Origin of the sequence: Streptomyces sp. Isolate_45, assembly GCF_024721315.2 — a bacterium.
Lineage (GTDB): Bacteria > Actinomycetota > Actinomycetes > Streptomycetales > Streptomycetaceae > Streptomyces.
In genome coordinates, this window is the sequence record NZ_JANFAK020000167.1 from 1 (window position 1) to 16833 (window position 16833).

The 16833-nt window shown below is 72.3% G+C and carries 15 protein-coding genes and 1 pseudogene; 5 read left to right on the forward strand and 11 right to left on the reverse strand.

Annotation, left to right across the window (positions count from 1 at the left end; translation table 11 throughout):
- Positions 1-239 precede the first annotated feature (239 nt).
- Together NOD94_RS34075 and NOD94_RS34080 are read left to right on the forward strand one after the other, a co-directional pair.
- Positions 240-701: a cyclic nucleotide-binding domain-containing protein gene (locus NOD94_RS34075; RefSeq protein WP_281210067.1), complete on the forward strand. Its 462-nt coding sequence runs from the start codon at positions 240-242 to the stop codon at positions 699-701.
- A gap of 214 nt (positions 702-915) precedes the next feature.
- Positions 916-1359 carry a subtilase-type protease inhibitor gene (locus tag NOD94_RS34080; RefSeq protein ID WP_281210068.1) on the forward strand — a complete coding sequence of 148 codons (444 nt, stop codon included), beginning with the start codon at positions 916-918 and terminating at the stop codon, positions 1357-1359.
- A gap of 43 nt (positions 1360-1402) precedes the next feature.
- Here the strand turns inward: NOD94_RS34080 and NOD94_RS34085 are convergent, their stop codons facing one another.
- On the reverse strand, positions 1403-2254 hold the full coding sequence (locus tag NOD94_RS34085) for a GNAT family N-acetyltransferase (protein WP_281210069.1): 852 nt from the start codon (positions 2252-2254) through the stop codon (positions 1403-1405).
- Between the two features lie 160 nt (positions 2255-2414).
- On the opposite strand from NOD94_RS34085, the gene NOD94_RS34090 reads away from it, so the two are divergent.
- The gene (locus tag NOD94_RS34090) at positions 2415-3149 is read left to right on the forward strand and encodes a Sir2 family NAD-dependent protein deacetylase (protein WP_281210070.1); all 735 of its coding nucleotides are present in this window, start codon (positions 2415-2417) and stop codon (positions 3147-3149) included.
- Positions 3150-3231: 82 nt separating this feature from the next.
- On the opposite strand, the gene NOD94_RS34095 is transcribed toward NOD94_RS34090, so the two are convergent.
- From NOD94_RS34095 to NOD94_RS34125, 7 genes are all read right to left on the reverse strand, one after another.
- A complete protein-coding gene (locus NOD94_RS34095) occupies positions 3232-3714 on the reverse strand; it encodes a VOC family protein (protein WP_281210071.1) in 483 nt (160 codons plus the stop codon).
- 113 nt (positions 3715-3827) lie between these two features.
- Positions 3828-7403: a bifunctional glycosyltransferase family 2 protein/CDP-glycerol:glycerophosphate glycerophosphotransferase gene (locus NOD94_RS34100; RefSeq protein WP_281210072.1), complete on the reverse strand. Its 3576-nt coding sequence runs from the start codon at positions 7401-7403 to the stop codon at positions 3828-3830.
- A gap of 185 nt (positions 7404-7588) precedes the next feature.
- Positions 7589-7963, reverse strand: coding sequence for a hypothetical protein (locus NOD94_RS34105; RefSeq protein ID WP_281210073.1), 375 nt, complete (start codon positions 7961-7963; stop codon positions 7589-7591).
- A 94-nt stretch (positions 7964-8057) separates the two neighbouring features.
- On the reverse strand, positions 8058-8498 hold the full coding sequence (locus NOD94_RS34110) for a roadblock/LC7 domain-containing protein (RefSeq protein ID WP_281210074.1): 441 nt from the start codon (positions 8496-8498) through the stop codon (positions 8058-8060).
- Positions 8499-8569: 71 nt separating this feature from the next.
- Positions 8570-9334 (reverse strand): transcriptional regulator, encoded by a 765-nt coding sequence (locus tag NOD94_RS34115; RefSeq protein ID WP_281210075.1) that lies wholly within the window; start codon positions 9332-9334, stop codon positions 8570-8572.
- A complete protein-coding gene (locus NOD94_RS34120; RefSeq protein WP_281210076.1) occupies positions 9331-9741 on the reverse strand; it encodes a hypothetical protein in 411 nt (136 codons plus the stop codon). Before NOD94_RS34120 ends, NOD94_RS34115 begins: the two co-directional genes overlap by 4 nt.
- A 360-nt stretch (positions 9742-10101) precedes the next feature.
- Positions 10102-10665, reverse strand: a complete 564-nt coding sequence (locus tag NOD94_RS34125; RefSeq protein WP_281210077.1) for a TetR/AcrR family transcriptional regulator — start codon at positions 10663-10665, stop codon at positions 10102-10104.
- A 524-nt stretch (positions 10666-11189) separates the two neighbouring features.
- Between NOD94_RS34125 and NOD94_RS34130 the strand changes: the two are divergent.
- Positions 11190-11942 (forward strand): annotated as a pseudogene (locus NOD94_RS34130) (helix-turn-helix domain-containing protein); the annotation flags it as partial.
- 28 nt (positions 11943-11970) lie between these two features.
- Here the strand turns inward: NOD94_RS34130 and NOD94_RS34135 are convergent.
- Positions 11971-13992 (reverse strand): APC family permease, encoded by a 2022-nt coding sequence (locus tag NOD94_RS34135; protein WP_281210078.1) that lies wholly within the window; start codon positions 13990-13992, stop codon positions 11971-11973.
- Positions 13993-14144: 152 nt separating this feature from the next.
- On the opposite strand from NOD94_RS34135, the gene NOD94_RS34140 reads away from it, so the two are divergent.
- Positions 14145-14558 (forward strand): SHOCT domain-containing protein, encoded by a 414-nt coding sequence (locus tag NOD94_RS34140; RefSeq protein WP_281210079.1) that lies wholly within the window; start codon positions 14145-14147, stop codon positions 14556-14558.
- Positions 14559-14621: 63 nt separating this feature from the next.
- On the opposite strand, the gene NOD94_RS34145 is transcribed toward NOD94_RS34140, so the two are convergent.
- Both NOD94_RS34145 and NOD94_RS34150 read right to left on the reverse strand, forming a co-directional pair.
- A complete protein-coding gene (locus NOD94_RS34145) occupies positions 14622-15077 on the reverse strand; it encodes a (2Fe-2S)-binding protein (RefSeq protein WP_281210080.1) in 456 nt (151 codons plus the stop codon).
- Positions 15078-15092: 15 nt separating this feature from the next.
- On the reverse strand, positions 15093-16833 hold a 1741-nt coding region (locus NOD94_RS34150; protein ID WP_281210081.1), incomplete at its 5' end, for a molybdopterin cofactor-binding domain-containing protein.

A 16833-nucleotide genomic window follows, 5' to 3' on the forward strand; every position in this document is an offset into this window, starting at 1 on the left:
CGGTTCCGACGCCCGCTGTCACACTGCTCCGCTGCGCCTGCTCAGCGGGGTGCTGTTCGGGGCGCCGGCGCTCGGCGGGGGGCGGGGGCGGCGGGGGGGGGGGGGGGCGCGGCCCGCGCGGGCGCCCCCCACACCGGGGGCCCGCGCACACCCGCGGCGACGCGTCGGCGCCATCCTGGCCCGCGTCGGCGACACTGGGATGAGCAGAAGGCTGTGGGGGGTCGTGATCGGAGGCCGTCGTGAGCACACCTTCCCCTATCCGGATCGCCGCCGTCCTGTCCACCGAGTACCGCGGGCGATTGATGTCCCATGCCCGGGAGGTCAATTTCCCTGAGGGCTCGCGGATCTTCGACGAGGGCGGCCGGGCCGATTCGTTCTGGATCGTGCGCTCGGGCACGGTGACCCTGGAGACACCCGTGCCGGGCCACCGGGCCGCTCCCGTGGAGAGCCTCGGCCCCGGCGAACTCGTCGGCTGGTCCTGGCTGTTCCCGCCGTACGTGTGGCAGTTGAGCGCCGAGGCTATGACCCCGGTGCGGGCGTACGAGTTCGACGGACCGACCGTCCGCCTGCTCATGGACGCCGATCCCGCCTTCGGGTCCGCCGTCGGACACTGGGTCGGACGCGTCCTCGCCGTCCGTCTCCAGCAGACCCGCACCCGGCTCCTGGACCTCTACGCCCCGCGCACCGGTGCGACCCGCTGAGCCCCCGGAACCCGTCGAAGAAAGGTTTCGGGGTGGGTGTTCGGCCGATTCGCGGGGCCGCTCCCCCACAGGTCACGACTGCCGCCACCACTGCGGACTGCACACATGCGCTTACGATCGGTGACGAGAAATGGGGGTACGAACGGGCTTTCCGGTCGCGGATGGGCAAGACTCCCGTCCGTTATCCGAAACGCCGACCCGAGGAGTGTTCGAAATGCGGTCCATCACCAGGAATCTGGGGCTGGCCTCCGGCGCCATGGCGCTCACCGCCGTCACCGCGCTCGCCGGAACGGGCGCCGCCGGTGCCGCGCCGGCCGGGACGCAGAGCCTGTTCGCGCCGTCCGCGCTCGTGGTCAGCCTGACGGCGGGAGAGGACGTGGACAGCGGTACGGTGCTGCGCGCGGCAACGCTGACGTGCTCTCCGGCGCCCGGCGGCACGCACCCCGACCCGGCTGCCGCGTGCGCCGAACTCCGGGCGAACGGACCCGTGTTGGACGCCCTCGCCGAGCCCCGCCCGGACGTGGCGTGTACCAGGGAGTGGGACCCGGTGACGGTCACCGCGGTCGGGGTGTGGGAGGGCCGCAGGCTGAGCTACACCTACACCTTCGGCAACCCGTGCGGCCTGCGCGCCAGCAACGGAGTGCTGTTCGGTATCTGAGGCCCGGCCGGCCGCGCCTCCCCGCGGCAACGCCCCTTTCCCGTCAGCCCAGTTCGAGGCTGGTGATCCCGTACAGACGGCCCAGGTCCAGCTCCGGCGCCGCTCCCGTGTACATGCGGGCGGTCTCGAAGACCGGGGCCAGGCCCAGGCCGGCTGCCAGGGCCGTCGCCGCCGGGTTCACGTCGGGCACGTCCAGGACGACCTCCCCGTCCGGGGCGTGCCCGGCGAGCCGCCGCAGCAGGGCGGCGGCGACCTCCGGGGTCTCGGCGTAGAGCGGTCCGATCCGGGGGGCGCCGGAGCCGCACGGGCGGATCACGCCGAGGCCCTCGATCCGCCCGTCGCGGACGGCGGCGCGGGCGGTGTGACCGGGGAGCGCCGTCCAGAGGGAGAGGAAGGCGTCACGGGGTTCGGGGAAGAAGCGACGGTCGTAGGCGGCGAGCCGGGCGAAGGGAAGGGCCGCCGCGTCGACGATCTCGATCCCGGCGGCGTCCTCGCCGGCGCCGCCGGGCACCCCCCGGTAGCGCATGTTGGTCCAGGCCGAACGGAACCCGGACGCCCGGTAGTTGTCCTGTTGGTCGACGACTCCGTCCAGCCCGACCAGCCGCCCGGCGAGCCGGGCCGTCGCGGCGCGCCACACCTGGATGCCGTAGCCCTGCCCGCGCAGGTCGGGGCGGGTGATGTAGAAGCCGATGAAACCGAAGCCGGAGCCGTAGCGGACGGCCGAGACGCAGGCCGCCGGTTCCCCGTCGAGCCGACCCACGAGGAAGCCCTCCGGGTCGGCAGCCGCGAAGGCGAACCGGTCCGAGTCCCCCGGGTCCCAGCCTTCCGCGTCGGCCCAGGAGCGCATCAGTTCCATGTCGGCGGCGCCGGCGCCGGTGATCTCGAATCCCGTCATGCCCGGTGTTGTACCAGAGCCGAGCGGACCCGCAACGAGAACCGGCCGCCTCGCGGACCGGGCCGCGGGCACCCGGTCCGGCCCGCGGGCACGACGTCGCGGGAACGGGCTGCGCCAAATGGGGTCGCGGCGGCGGGCGGGCGCTGCGTAGGGTCGCGGCATGGGGAAGCCGCTCGTCGCAGTGTTCAGTGGGGCAGGAATGTCCACCGATTCCGGGATTCCGGACTACCGGGGGCCGCAGGGGCTGTGGCGGCGCGATCCCGACGCCGAGAAGCTCGTGACGTACGAGTACTACATGGCCGATCCGGATATCCGCCGCCGGTCCTGGCTGATGCGCGCCGAGGTGTGGGCCGCCGCACCGCAACCCAACGCGGCGCACCTGGCCGTGGCGGAGCTGGAGCGCGGCGGCACTCCGGTACGGGTGATCACACAGAACGTCGACGGGCTGCACCAGCTGGCGGGCATGCCCGCGCGCAAGGTGTTCGAACTGCACGGCACGGCCCGCTCGGTGGTGTGCACCGGCTGCGGGGCCCGGTCGGAGACGTCCGAGGTGCTGGCCCGGGTGGCCGCCGGGGAGCCCGACCCGCCCTGTTCGGCCTGCGGCGGGATCCTGAAGACGGCCACCGTGATGTTCGGGCAGCGGCTCGACCCGGAGGTGCTGGGTCGGGCGATGGCCGTGGCCAAGGGGAGCCAGGTCTTCATCGCCGTCGGCACCAGCCTCCAGGTCCAGCCCGCCGCCTCGCTGGCCGGGATGGCGGCCGAGGCCGGGGCCCGGCTGATCATCGTGAACGCCGAGGAGACGCCGTACGACGCGTTGGCCGACGAGGTCGTCCGCGAGCCGATCGGCACCGCGCTGCCGGCCCTGCTGACCCGGATCGCGGCCGAGGGCGCCTGAGACCGGGGCGTGCCGGGCCGGCGTCGGGAGCCGGCCATCGGTCGCTCACCCCCGGTCGGCCGCCGCCGTCGGCCGCCTCCGGTCATTCGCCGTCGGCGGCCCGGCGCATCTCGGCGACGTCGAGCTTCTTCATCTTGTACATGGCGTTCATGGCCCGCGAGGCCCGCCCGGGATCCGGGTCGGCTACCAGGTCGAGGGCCTCGGTGGGCGTGACCTGCCAAGACACTCCGAACTTGTCCTTGAGCCAGCCGCAGGGGCCCTCCTCCCCGCCGTCCTTGGTCAGCTCCGCCCAGTAGTGGTCGGTCTCGCCCTGGTCGGCGCAGTGGACCTGGAAGGAGACGGCCTCGCTGAAGGAGAACTGCGGCCCGCCGTTGAGGCCGATGAACCTCTGCCCGTTGATCTCGAACTCGACGACCATCACGTCACCGGCCGTGCCGGGTCCCGCGTCGGTGTAGCGGCCGATCCTGCCGCGCTTGCCGTCCTTGAAGACGGACAGGTAGAAGTCGGCGGCCTCCTCGGCCCTGCCGTCGAACCACAGGCACGTGGTGAAACCCTTGGTGACCATGACTGCCTCCAGTCGGAAGAGGGCGGGACGTCGCGTCCCACACCAACAGACCGGCCCCGCGCCCGAAACTCATCGGTGGGCGCGGGGCCGGTCCACAGGTCCACTCCCGCGGGCTACAGCTCCAGCATGCGGTCGACGACCCGCTCGGCCGCCCGGCCGTCGTCGAGGTCGCAGAACTCCTCGCGGAAGGCCTGCCGTGCCGGGGCGTACTCGGCGCCCAGCGCGTCGGCGTTCCGCACGGCCTCGATCAGGCTCGCGGAGTCCCTGAGCAGCGGGCCCGGCGCCTTCTTCTCCAGGTCGAAGGTGAAGCCGCGCAGGGTGGTGCGGTAGTGCTCCAGGTCGTAGGCGAACATCAGGATCGGCCGGTCCGTGAGCGCGAAGTCGCAGATCGCGGAGGAGTAGTCCGAGATCAGCACGTCGGCGACGAGCAGCAGGTCCGTGGTGTCGGGCCAGTTGGACACGTCGACGACGAATCCGTCGCGGACGCCGTCGCGGACCTGTTCCGTCACCCGGTAGTGGCTCCGGACGAGCAGGACGTGGTCCTCGCCGAGTTCGCGCCGGGCCGCTTCGAGGTCGATCCGCAGGTCGAGCTTGTAGCCGCCGCTCCAACCCTCCTGGTTCTCGCGCCAGGTGGGGAGGTAGAGGACGACCTTCTTGTCCTCGGGCAGGCCGAGCCGGCGCCGGACGGCGGCCGCCCGTTCCGCGTCGGGCCGCACTAGGGCGTCCGTGCGGGGGCTACCGGCCTCGATGACCTCGCCGTCGAAGCCGAGGGCCCGCTTGAGGACCGTGGTGCCGTAGGAACTCGGGGAGGCCAGCAGCGACCACTGCGCGCTGTCGTGCCGCAGGCCCTCCAGCACCTCGGGGCTGGTGTAGTAGTCGTGGGTGAAGTCGTAGCCGATCTTCTTCAGCGGGGTTCCGTGCCAGGTCTGGACGACGGTCTGACCGGAACGGCGCCGGAAGCTCTTCGGCACGCTGTCGTTGGTGACGTAGTAACGGGCGCGGGCCAGGACGTCCCAGGACTCCAGGCTGTCGTACTGGACGGCGCGCGCGGTCGAGGGGACCTCGACCCGGCCGTCGCGGACCAGCCAGACGTGCTCCAGCTTCTCGCCGCGGCGCAGCAGTTCCTCGTGGATGGCGCGGGGCGCGTCGCCGGCGCCGTTCCCCTGGAATACGTCGTAGACGACCATGTCCTTGACCGGCAGGTTCCGCTGCGCGGGGTAGGTCACGTCGCGGGCGACGCGGTGTGCGTAGCGGGAGCGGTCGTGCGGGCTGAGCAGCTGGTCGGCGACGAGCACCATGCGGTCGTGGAAGCGGGCCTCGACGCGCATGCGACGGCCGTCGACGGTGATCGCGTGCGGTCCGGAGAGCAGCGCGGGCGGTACCAGCTGGAGGGGGGCTCCGCGCTCGACGCCGAGGAGCCCGGCGGTGGTTCCGCCCTCGCGCACCGGACGCAGGGTGGGCCACCAGCGGCCGTGCGGGATGGTGGTGCGGCCCGCGTAGGCGACGGGCAGTACCGGTTCGAAGGAGGCCTCGAAGCGGTCGCCGTCCCGGGTGACGGGGTAGGTGAACTCGGTGCCGCTGTGGTTGTGCAGGACGAGCTCGTACGGCTCGTCGGCGGCGGACTCCGGCAGCCGGAAGGTGCCGCGCAGGGTCAGGGTGCCGTTCTTGGCGCTGACGGACTCCACCAGCGGCGGCGGAACCTGGACGGAGAGGATGAGGTTGCCGTTCATCGCGCGCTTGGCGAGGACGGCGCGACCCTCGGTGTCACCGGGCAGCGTGGCGACCAGGGCGGTGAAGCCGCCGCGCTCGTCGTGCGCCAGCGGGTGGCGGGTTCCGTCGGCGCGGACCACGGCCAGGTTCCAGGGCTCGGGGGTCCATTCGCCGGGCTGCCGATCGGGGGCCGGTACGGCGCTCAGCCCGTCCAGCGGGACGGCCGCGGTGAAGGGGATCCGGCCGCCGGGACGGGCGGTGCCGCCCTCGGGGGTGGTCAGCGGGACGGTGAGGACGGTGCCGCTCACGGCGTGCTCGGCGTGCAGCGTGGCACCCGCCCCGACCTCGGCGGCCAGTTCGCCGGCCACTTCCAGGGTCTTGTCGTCGAGCAGGCGCACGTCCAGGGCGCGGGCGCGGACGATCTCGACCTGGACCGTCAGGGAGCCGGCGATGATCGGCAGGATGCGCACGTCGGGGGTGACCCAGTGCGCGGGCGGGGTGTGTCCGCTGTCGTGCTCGCCTCCCTTGAGGCGGGCCCGGTGCAGGCCTCCGGCGCCGGTGACGGCGATGGAGGTGGACCATATGCCCTCGCGCCACGTACCGCCCGACTGGAAGACCGAGGGGTCGACGACGGCGGTGAAGCCCGCCCAGTCGGCGTGCCGCAGGGCCAGGTGCGGGGCGTGGACGGAGGCCATCGGGGAGGCGACGGTGCGGGCGCTGACGACGTTGCGACGGCGCTTGCCGCTCTCCCGGAAGATGAGCATCTTGCGGGAGCCGAGTCGGCTCTCGGCGCCCAGGTGGCCGGGCACGGCGTAACCCCGCAGCAGGAGCTTCCCGTCGGCCCAGGAGGCGTGCTCCAGCCGGCTGACCACGCGGCGCTCGCGCGGGCCGAGGGTGAGCAGCTTCGGCGGGACGGGTGCCTGGAGGAAGGGGTAGTCGGCCTGCGGGCGGGCCAGTCCCTTGACGGGCACGCTGTAGCCGTAGTCCCGCTGGTGGTGGAGGAGTCCGATGAACTCCTCGATGCGGCCCTCGCGGGCCAGGTAGGCCTTGAGCCGGTCGGCGACGGTGAGGTCGTGCCAGGGGCCGGTGCCGATCTCCCGGACGAGGCCGCCGACCTCCTTCGCGAAGGCGTCCCGGAAGTCCTGGCCGCCTTCCGCCACGTACTTGTAGATGAGGGGGAGTTCCTCGGCCAGCACGTTGTGGTCGTAGTCGCGCAGGTAGCGGGCGTACTTCTCGCCGGACTTGCCGAGCAGTGCCTCGCGGACCAGGCGGACGGAGGTCACGCGGTCGATGACGGACACCGGGTCGGTGGAGCGCTGGGTGATGGAGCGCTCGCCGGTCTCGCGGACCCGCCAGTGGTAGACCACGTCGCTGATGACGTCGACGCTGGTGGCGAAGTAGTGCGCGGGGATGCTGACGGGAGCGTCCTCGTAGAGGATGCCTTCCGGGTACTGGAAGCCGTGCTCGTCCCAGAAGGTGCGCCGGTAGACCTTGTTCCACGCGGTGCGGTCGGTGACCAGCGCCGGGAACTTGGAGATGTGGGTCTTCAGCCGGGTCTTCGCGAATGCGGCCCGGTGGCCCCACGACTGCTGCTTGCCGACGGAGCGGAAGCGCTCGACGTTGCCGGCCGCGAAGTCCGATCCGGTCTCGTCGAGGGCGTCGATCAGCCGCTGGTAGGCGTCCGTGGGCATGGTGTCGTCACTGTCGACGAAGGCCAGGTACTCACTGCCCTCCGACGCGTGCCGGGCTCCCACGTTGCGGGCGGCGCCCAGCCCCGCGTTCTTCTGCAGGACCAATCGGAAGCGTGCGTCGCGAGCCGCGAAGGCTTCGGCGATCGCCGCGCTGGAGTCGGTGGACCCGTCGTCGACGAGGACGACCTCGAAGTCGTCGAACGTCTGGGCGGCGATGGACTCCAGGCATTCGTCGAGATAGAGCTCGACGTTGTAGACGGGGACGACGATGCTCAGGCGCGGGGGCATGGGTGGCGGGTTCTCCAGCGTTTTTGCTTAAGTTGATGAGTTGTTGATCAGCCGATTACAGCATCTTACTCTGTAACGGGATGATAAATTCCGCCCATCCCGGACATATCCCTGGCTCCGCCGGGGCGGACGGCAAAGAATTCAACCGCCCGCCTCCGCACCGTTGCGGCCCTCCAGGGCCGCCGTCAGATTTCCAGATCGTTCTCGATCTTCTTGAGCTGGTGCCGGGCCATCGCCAGATTGGCCCGTCCCCGGTCCAGTGCCAGGTAGAGGAAGAAGCCCTCCGAGTTCCGTCCCCTCATCAGCCGGATGAGGTGGTACTGGCCGCCGAGCGTGATCAGGATGTCCTCGATCTCGTCCTTCAGGCCGAGCATCTCCATGGTTCGCACCTTGGCGCGCACCACGTCGGTGTTGCCCGCGGCCGCGACGGCGAGGTCGAGGTCCTTGCCGCCGCCGACGGTGCCGAGGGCCATGCCGCTGCCGTAGTCGACCAGGGCCGCGCCGAGCGCGCCGTCGATGGTGGTGAGGGCTTCCTTGAGTGCGGTCTCCACGTTGACCATGACTGTTCCTCTTTCTTCTACGACATCGAACGCCGGTTGGGTGTTTGCTTTCGTTTACTGCGGAGGGGAAGGCGGGGGGCCCGATCTGTGCCGGTCACGGCCCGGGGGCGCCGGAGGACGGCGCCGCGGGGCCCCGGCGGCCGAGGCTGTGTTCTATGAGTTCGGTGATGTGCAGGCTGGACCGGCGGGCCTCCAGGTGGAGCCGGCCGACGTTGACGCGGATCTCGGCGATCAGGGTGAGGACGGCGGCCTCACCCGCGGCGTACGTCGCCACGTAACCGTGTTCACCGCGTACGAGGAGTTCCCGGAACGCCCCCTGGCCGGTGCTGTCGCTGAGCCGCTGGGCGACGCCGAGCGCGGCCGCGGTCAGGGCAGCGACGGATTCGGTTTCGGTGGCGGCGCTGTCCTGGGCGAGGACCAGGCCGTCGACGCTCGCGGCGAGGGCTCCGGTGAGCTGGGGGACGCGGGCCCGCAGGCGACGGAGCTCGGCGAGTATCTCGGCTTCGGCCTCGGCGCTCACCATCGACGGGCTCATGTCGACCTTCCTCCCTTCGGGCTGCCTTCGGTCGGGGCGGTCGGTGCGCAGGACCGGCCGCAGCGGGAGCCTCACAGGCTTGCCTCCAGTGCGTCGCGTAGCCGGCGGAGCAGTGCCACGTCCGGGGATTGGGCCTGGGTCATCCAGTCGGGCAGGGGCGGGACCGGTTCCGGGACCGGGACCGTGTGCGGGGTCTCGACGAGCCCCGCGGCGGCGAGTCTTCGTACGTCGAGCAGGGTGTGGAAGGCGGGCCGGCCCAGTACCCACGCCAGGTCGGCGGGGGTCCGTATGCCGTCCGCGCGCTGGAGGAGGAGCCGCTGGCGAGCGGTGATCGTCTGCCCGGGCGCCGCGGGCCGGGGCACGACCGGAGCGGTGTCCAGCAGCGGGTAGGGCCAGACGGCGTCGAGCAGTTCCCGGCGGCGCCGGGTCTCGCGCTCGACGGCGGCGGCGGCCACGGAGCGGACGGAGCCGATCCAGTGGGTGGCGCCCCGGCGGAACCGGGAAGGGCCGCTGCCCGGGGAGAGCGCGAAGAACGCGGCGTCGAAGATGGCGGCGAGGTGGCAGATCTCCAGTTCGCCGCCCGCCATGCCGCCGCTGTCCACGAGGAAGCGGGCGACCTGGCGGCGGGCGCCGGCCGCGTTGATGGCCTCGTTCCAGCGTTCGGGCGCGAGGCCGCCGCCCGTGGTGAGGAGTACGTCCAGCCCGGGGGTGGAGGGACTCTCGGCGTGCACGATCCTGCCGTCCTCCAGGAAGAGGGTCCCCCGGTCGCGCAGGAGGGCGCCGGTCGCCCGTTCGGCCGCGAGCCGGGTGAGCAGGGGGGATACCGCGGTGGTCATCTGAGCACCAGTCCTTCGGCCAGTGCGCGGAGCCTGAGCCGTGCGAGGGCGAGATTGCCGTCGGCCCTGTCGAGCCACAGGTGGAGGAATACGCTGCTGTCGAAGCTCGTCTCGACGAAGCGCAGGACGTGATATCCGGTACGGGTGGTGACGATCAGGTCTTCGACGGGTGGGCCGGAGCCGGGTCCACCGGCGTCCTCCGGCATGCCGGCCGCGGGGGCGAACGACTCGTACTCGGCCGCCGCCCGGGCCAGTTCGGCGGTCTCGGCGGCGGTGGTCTCGTGATCGCCGACCGGCGAGTCCCCGGCGGTGCCGAGGGCCAGTCCGCTGCTCCAGTCGACCAGCGCGGCCCCACGCGCACCAGGCAGGGCCATGGCTTCGAGCAGGCATTCGTCGATCCCGGGCACGCGGGCTCCCCTCCCGGCCGGACCTGCTGAGTGCACGGTCGTGCGGCGCGACAGGAGGGAACTTACTCAAGTTCCACAGTGCGAAAGGGCGTTCTGGCATTTTCCGCTGGAACATGCGCGGTCGCGGGTGACACCTTGGCCGGAACCCGTTCGTTTCTGATCAAGCATGGGTTCATTGGTCACCGAATTCGATCGCTAAGGGCAACGCGCCGCTACCGGGTCACTACCGGGCGCGCGTCACGAACGCCGATGGCAGCACGTCCTCGACCAGGTGGCGGGGCAGGCCGGAGCGGAGGAGGCGGTCGCGCTCCGCGCTCCGGCCTCTCCTCCGGACGGGCCGGGGTGCCGTCGCCGCGATGGTCAGTCCGCGGGGCGCTCCGGGAGCAGACGCTCCACCATCAGCCCGAGGAGCCGGTCCGTCGCGGCCTCGTCCAGCATCGTCGGCACGGTCAGGTCGTCCACGATCAGCCCGAGCATCGCGAGGTAGAGCAGGATCACTCCGTCGCGGTCCCCCGGCAGACCGGCGTCCAGGTGCCAGGTGACGTTGGCCGCCAGCTCCAGCTTCTGGAAGCCGACGATCTCTTCCCGGAGTTCGGGCCTGCGCGTGCCCTCCAGCCGCAGCTCCAGCATCGCCACGTGCACGCTGCGCTCGCGCCGCATCCGCTCCAGGAGCAGCCGCAGGAGCACCTTGGTGTCCAGCGGCCCGGCCAGGTCGGCCGGGTCGGGGACCAGCCGTTCGCGGGTGCGGTGCAGGATCTGGACGAGCAACTGGCCCCGGTTGGCGAAGTAGTTGGACGAGGTGCCCGTCGGAACGCCGGCCTCCGCGTCCACGGCGCGCAGCGTCAGGCCGCGCGAGCCCTCGCGGGCCAGCACTTCGATCGCGGCGTCGAGCAGCGCGGCGCGGCGTTGCGGGTTCTGGCGCATGGGGGTCCCTGGGGTGCGGGCGGGCGATCTTCCGTGAGCACTGCATCTGCAGTGCTCAGCACACGCTAGCGGACCTGCGAGCTCCGGCCCCTCCCCAGCGCCCCCTCCCCCGTGTCACGCTGCGGGTCATGGAGCGGATCATCGAGGAGATACGCGAGGACCTGGACCGCCGGATCGCCGTCGCGGCGGACCGGCTCGCCGACCGGACCCTGACCGAGGACCCCGCCTACGCCGCCCTGCTCGGGCGCGGGGAGCTGCGCGCGCGCATCCACCACACCCTCCGCCAGGCCGTCGAGGGGCTGGTCCGCGGTGCGCGGGGGCTGCCGCCGGACCTCTCCGACGCCCGGGCCACCGGCGCCCTGCGCGCCGAACAGGGGTTGCCGCTCGACTCGTTGCACCGCGTCTACCGCGGCTGCGGCCGGGCGCTGTGGCAGAGCCTCACCGAGGCGGTGGCCGCGCACGACCGGGCCGCGCTGCCCCGGCTGCTGCCCGGGGCGCCCGCGCTGTGGGACGTGCTCGACCGGATGACGGACGCGGCCTCGGAGGGGTACCACCGGGCCGAGGGGGTGCGGGGCGAACGCGAGCGGGAGCGCCGCGCGGCCCTGCTGGACGCGTTGCTGGACGGTACGGGGACGGCGGCGGAGGCCGCGGCCCGGCTCGGGCTGCCCGCGCGGGGCCGGTTCGCCGTGATCGTCCTCGGTGGCGGCGGCGCGGGCGAGGCCGGCGAGCCGGGCGGACCCACCGCCGGCAGACCCGGCGGGGCAGGTGGCACCGCCGCCGCCCCGCGCGTCCTGTGGCGGCTGCGCGCCGACGGGGAGACCGGCCTGGCGGAGCTGGGCCACCATCCGCTGGAGTCCCTGCGCGAGCTGCTCGACCCCCTCGCGGTGCGGGCCGGGGTGAGCCCTGTGGTGACCGACCCCCAGGAGGTGGCCGGGGCCCGCCGGCTGGCCGGCCTCGCGCTGCGCACGGCGCCCCGCTCCGGCGGTCCGGGTACCGCCCTGCTGGACGAGCGGCTGCCGGGGGCTCTGGTCGCCGCGGACGCGGAACTCGCGGCCCGGTTGCGCCGGGTGGTGCTGGGGCCGGTGCTGGCCCTGCCCCCGGAGGACTGCCGGGTCCTGCTGACCACCCTGGGCACCTGGCTGACCTGCCAGGGCTCGACGACGTACGCGGCGCAGCGGCTGTACTGCCACCGCAACACGGTCTCCAACCGGCTGCGCCGCCTGGAGCAGCTCACCGGGCGCGCCCTGTCGGACCCCGCGCACGTGGTGGAGCTGGCCCTGGCTCACGCCGCGGTGATCCAGCGGCCTACCGCCCCGGCCCCGCCGGCTCCCGAGGGGCCCGGGGACCTCGGGGATCCCCCGGGGTCCCCGGGTCCTGCGGTGGCTCCGGTGGCCGCGGTGCCTCCGGCCCGGCATGCCGGGCCGACTCCAGCAGGTACGGCACGTCGATCACCGCGACCCCCGGGGTGAACAGCAGCCGCGCCTTGAGCCTCAGCGCGTTCTGGTTGTGCAGGGGTTGCTCCCACCAGTGGCCGACGACGTACTCGGGGATGACCACCGACAGCATGTCCGTCCCCTCGGCCGCCGCCTCGGCCTCCAGGTGGGCGAGGACCGGCCCGACGACGTCGCGGTACGGGGAGTGCAGCACCTTCAGCGGCATGCCCGGGTCGTGCTCCGCCCAGGCCTGCCGCAGCCGTTCGGCGTCCTCCTCGTCGGCCGCGACCGACAGCGCGGTCAGGGTGTCGGGCCGCAGGCCCTGCGCGTAGCCGAGGGCCTTGAGGGTGGGGGCGTGGACGTTCGCGACGAGGACGACCACGTGGTGGCGGGCCATCCGGCGCGGTTTGACGCCGGGTGCGACGGCGACCTGTCGGGCGACCTGGTCGTAGTGGCGGCGCACGCCCTTCATCCCGATGAACAGCGCCGGCATGGCGATGACGACCAGCCAGGCCCCGTGGGTGAACTTGGTGAGCAGGACGATGACCAGGACGACGGCGGTCATCACCGCGCCGACCGCGTTGATCGCGAGCCTGCGGTGGATGTGGATCCGCTCGTCCCTAGGGGTGGCCGGTGAGGCGAGTTCCTTCCGCCAGTGCCGGACCATGCCGGACTGGGAGAGGGTGAAGGAGACGAAGACGCCGATGATGTACAGCTGGATGAGGCGGGTCAGTTCGGCGTCGAAGGCGACGATGAGGGCGATGGCGGCGAGGGCGAGCAGGACGACCCCGTTGGAGTAGACGAGGCGGTCGCCGCGGTTGAAGAGCTGGCGGGGTGCGTAGCGGTCCCTGGCGAGGATCGAGGCGAGCATGGGGAAGCCGTTGAAGGCGGTGTTCGCGGCGAGGATCAGCACACCGGCGGTGACGGCCTGGAGCAGGTAGAAGAGGAAGTGCCAGCTGCCGAAGGTGGCCCGGCCGATCTGGGCGAGGGCGGTGGACATGGGGGTGCCGGGCGGCAGGCCCAGCTCCGTGGGGTCGGCCGCGACGTGCACCTTGTAGGACATGGCGAGGACGGTGATGCCGACGAACATCGTCACGGACAGCACGCCCATGACGGCGAGGGTGTTCGCCGCGTTCCTCGCCTTGGGCTTCCGGAAGGCGGGTACGCCGTTGCTGATGGCCTCGACCCCGGTGAGGGCGGTGCAGCCGGAGGCGAAGGCGCGCATCGCGAGGAAGACCAGGGCGAGGCCGGTGTAGGTGCCGGTGGCGGTGATGGGCAGGTCGGCCGACTCGGCCCTGATGGTGTCCCCGGTCGCCATGCGGACGGCGGCGAAGGCGAACATGACGTAGATGACGAGGACGAAGCCGTAGGTGGGGATGGCGAAGACGCGCCCCGACTCCCTTACGCCGCGCAGGTTCATCAGGGTCAGCAGGACCACGAAGGCCACGGACAGGGCGACTTCGTGGTCGCTGAGGCCGGGGATGGCCGAGGTGATGGCGGCGACGCCGGAGACGACGGAGACGGCCACGGTCATCACGTAGTCGACGAGGAGGGCGCTGGCGGCGGTCAGGGCCGCGTTCGGTCCGAGGTTCTCGGAGCTGACGACGTAGGCGCCGCCGCCGCCCGGGTAGGCGTGGCAGGTCTGCCGGTACGAGGCGATGACGACCACGAGGAGGAAGACGATGGCGGCGGCCGCGTACCACGTGAGGTGGAGCAGCGCGACTCCGCCGAGGGCGAGGATCAGCAGGATTTCCTCCGTGGCGTAGGCCACGGAGGAGAGCGGGTCGCTGCAGAAGATCGGCAGGGCGAGCCGCTTCGGCAGGAGGGTCTCGCCCAGGCGCGCGGTGTCGAGGGGTTCCCCGACCAGCACGCGTTTCGCATTGATACGCCTCATTCCGGCATGATCGTCCATTTCGCACCCGTTTTCCCGGAAGCCGCCCTTGGGTCCGTTCCGGTGGCGATCTTGAAGGGCCGCTGCGATGGTGATCACGTCGACCGCCGCGGGCAACGGGTGCGAGCGGTCGCCCGAACGGAAGGAGGACGGCCGTGGACGGATCCGTCTATCTCGCCTACGACTACCCGGTGCTGGGCGCGTTCTGGACCGTGATGTGGATCTTCCTCTGGGTGATGTGGCTGGTCCTGCTCTTCCGCATCGTCGTGGACCTCTTCCGCGACCACGAGATGAGCGGCTGGCTGAAGGCGGCCTGGCTGCTGTTCCTGATCCTCATCCCGTTCCTCGGCGTACTGGTCTACGTGATCGCCCGCGGACGGAACATGGGCAGGCGCGAGATCAAACACGCGCAGGAGCAGCAACAGGCCTTCAACGCGTACATCCGGGACGCGGCCGGCAGCACCGGCAAGAACACCACGGACGAACTGGCGAGGCTGTCCGAGCTCAAGGCCAAGGGTGACCTGAGCGAGGCGGAGTTCCAGCAGGCCAAGCAAAAGCTGCTGACCTGACGGCGACCCGGCGGGGACGTCGTGAGGGGGCCGGCCCCGACGGGCCGGCCCCGCGGCCGTTCCTCACATCTTCGCGGCGGCGCTGCGGATGGCCTCGCGGATGCGGAAGTACGTTCCGCAGCGGCAGATGTTGGCGATGGCGTCGATGTCCTCGTCCGTCGGCTCGGGCGTCCGCCCGAGCAGGGCGACGGCGGCCATGATCTGGCCGGGCTGGCAGAACCCGCACTGGGCGACGTCCTGTTCGAGCCAGGCCTCCTGGACGGGGTGCAGTTCGTCCCCGTCCGCCAGCCCCTCGATGGTGGTCACCGCCTTGCCGGCGCAGGCGGAGACGGGCACCACGCAGGGACGTACGTCCACCCCGTCGAGGTGGCTCGTACAGGCCTTGCAGACGTCCACGCCGCAGCCGTACTTGGGCCCCTGGACACCGAGCATGTCGCGGAGCACCCACAGCAGGGGGAGGTTGTCGGGCGCGTCGACGGTGACGCTCCGCCCGTTGACGGTGAAGGTGTGCGAGGGCACGGCTTACTCCAGCGGTTAGCGCGGGTAGGGGGTGAAGTCGACGTCGAAGTCGAGGGGGAAGCTGCGCGGCTTGGAACCGGTGGCCCGGGCCCAGGCGTTGGCGATCGCGCCGACGGCGGCCGGTACCCCGAGCTCACCGGCGCCGCCCGGCTCCCCGCCGGTCGCCGGGAGTACGAGGACCCGGACGTCGCGCGGGGTGTCGCGCTGCCGCGCCCAGTGGAACTGGCTGTAACTCCCCTCAAGGGGGAGCCCCTTGTCCAGGTGCAGGCCGGCCCGCAGGGTGGTGGAGATGGCGTCGGTGAGACCCCCGATCATCTGGGCCTCCAGCCCGCGCGGGTTGACGGGCAGGCCGACGTCGACGGCGATGACCGCCTTGGTGACGCGGACCCGCTGCGGATCCCGGGCGTCGATCTCCACCAGGCAGGCCGTGCGGGACTTGTACTCCTCGTGGAAGGCGATGCCCTGCGCGCAGCCGGACGGCATGGCGCGGCCCCACTCCCCCTCGGTGGCCACCTTGTCCAGGACGGCGCGCTGGGCGTCGGTCTTCAGGAAGGTCCGGCGGAAGCGGTACGGGTCCTTGCCCGTCGCCGCCGCGAGTTCGTCGACGACGATCTCCTCGGCGCCCCGCGTGTTGGCCGAGTAGACGGAACGCCACGAGGCGGTGGGGATGCCGGTCGGCACCTCGGTGAGGGCCTGGGTGGTGAGCCCGAAGTGGTAGGGGCTCTTGACCGTGGTGTGGAACAGGGTCTGGGCGAGGGTGGCGTTGCCGAGGCCCAGTGGCAGGCTCGCGGCCGTCGCGGTGATGATCTCGCCGAGGCCGTGCCGGAAGTCGGTCTCGGCGGCGGCGACCCGGTGCTCGAAGCTCAGCACCTCGCCCAGCAGGTGGGTGGCCCTGATCCGGTGGTGGGTGGCGGGCCTCATCCGGCCGTGCCGGGTGTCGTCCACCCGGGTCCACATCAGTTTCACCGGTCGACGGCAGGCCTTGGAGATCCGGGCGGCCTCCAGCGCCGCGTCGAAGAACAGCCGGCGGCCGAAGGACCCGCCCGCCTGGACCACGTGCACCTTCACCTTGTCCAGCGGCAGCCCGAGGTCGGCGGCGATGGTCTGGCGCGCGACGATGGGCGACTTGAGTCCCGACCAGATCTCCGCCCGGTCGTCCCGGACGTCGGCGATCGCCGAGTTGGTCTCCATCGGGGCGTGGCTGACGAAGGCGAAGTCGAACTCCGCGTCCACGTAGGGGGTGAGCAGCGGCGGCACCAGCAGCGGCGGGACGGCGGCGCGCAGCTTCGTACGGATCTGCGGGTCGGACAGGTGGTCGGCGGGTCCCGGTCCCCAGGTGACCTGGAGGGCGGCCTTGGCGTCGATGGCCTGCCCGAAGGTCTCGGCGACGACGGCGACACCGGTGGCGACGGTCACCACGTCCAGCACCCCCGGCATGGCCAGGACGGCCGCGCGGTTGCCGACGGCGCGCACGGTGCCGCCGAGGGTGGGCGGGCGGCGCACCACGCAGGGCTTGGCGCCGGGCACGTCGAGGTCGAGGGTGTAGCGCTGGGCCCCGGTGACCATCGCGCGGGCGTCGACGCGGCTGGTCGGGGTGCCGACCAGGGTGTGTTTCGCGGCGGGTTTCGGGGCGGCGCCGAGGACGATCAGCGCCGGCGAGGCGGCGGCGACGGTGAGGCTGCCGTAGCTCGCGGTGCGGCCGTCGGGGGCGCGGACGGCGCCGTTGGCGGTGGTCAGCCGGGAGGCGGGCAGGCCC

What these genes read in the sequence shown, in the direction of transcription:
- NOD94_RS34090 (WP_281210070.1), top strand. Translation starts at nt 2,415, where the DNA reads ATGGGGAAGCCGCTCGTCGCAGTGTTCAGTGGGGCAGGAATGTCCACC.
- NOD94_RS34125 (WP_281210077.1), bottom strand. Translation starts at nt 10,665, where the DNA reads ATGCGCCAGAACCCGCAACGCCGCGCCGCGCTGCTCGACGCCGCGATC.
- NOD94_RS34115 (WP_281210075.1), bottom strand. Translation starts at nt 9,334, where the DNA reads ATGACCACCGCGGTATCCCCCCTGCTCACCCGGCTCGCGGCCGAACGG.
- NOD94_RS34085 (WP_281210069.1), bottom strand. Translation starts at nt 2,254, where the DNA reads ATGACGGGATTCGAGATCACCGGCGCCGGCGCCGCCGACATGGAACTG.
- NOD94_RS34100 (WP_281210072.1), bottom strand. Translation starts at nt 7,403, where the DNA reads ATGCCCCCGCGCCTGAGCATCGTCGTCCCCGTCTACAACGTCGAGCTC.
- NOD94_RS34135 (WP_281210078.1), bottom strand. Translation starts at nt 13,992, where the DNA reads ATGAGGCGTATCAATGCGAAACGCGTGCTGGTCGGGGAACCCCTCGAC.
- NOD94_RS34105 (WP_281210073.1), bottom strand. Translation starts at nt 7,963, where the DNA reads ATGGTCAACGTGGAGACCGCACTCAAGGAAGCCCTCACCACCATCGAC.
- NOD94_RS34095 (WP_281210071.1), bottom strand. Translation starts at nt 3,714, where the DNA reads ATGGTCACCAAGGGTTTCACCACGTGCCTGTGGTTCGACGGCAGGGCC.
- NOD94_RS34110 (WP_281210074.1), bottom strand. Translation starts at nt 8,498, where the DNA reads ATGAGCCCGTCGATGGTGAGCGCCGAGGCCGAAGCCGAGATACTCGCC.
- NOD94_RS34080 (WP_281210068.1), top strand. Translation starts at nt 916, where the DNA reads ATGCGGTCCATCACCAGGAATCTGGGGCTGGCCTCCGGCGCCATGGCG.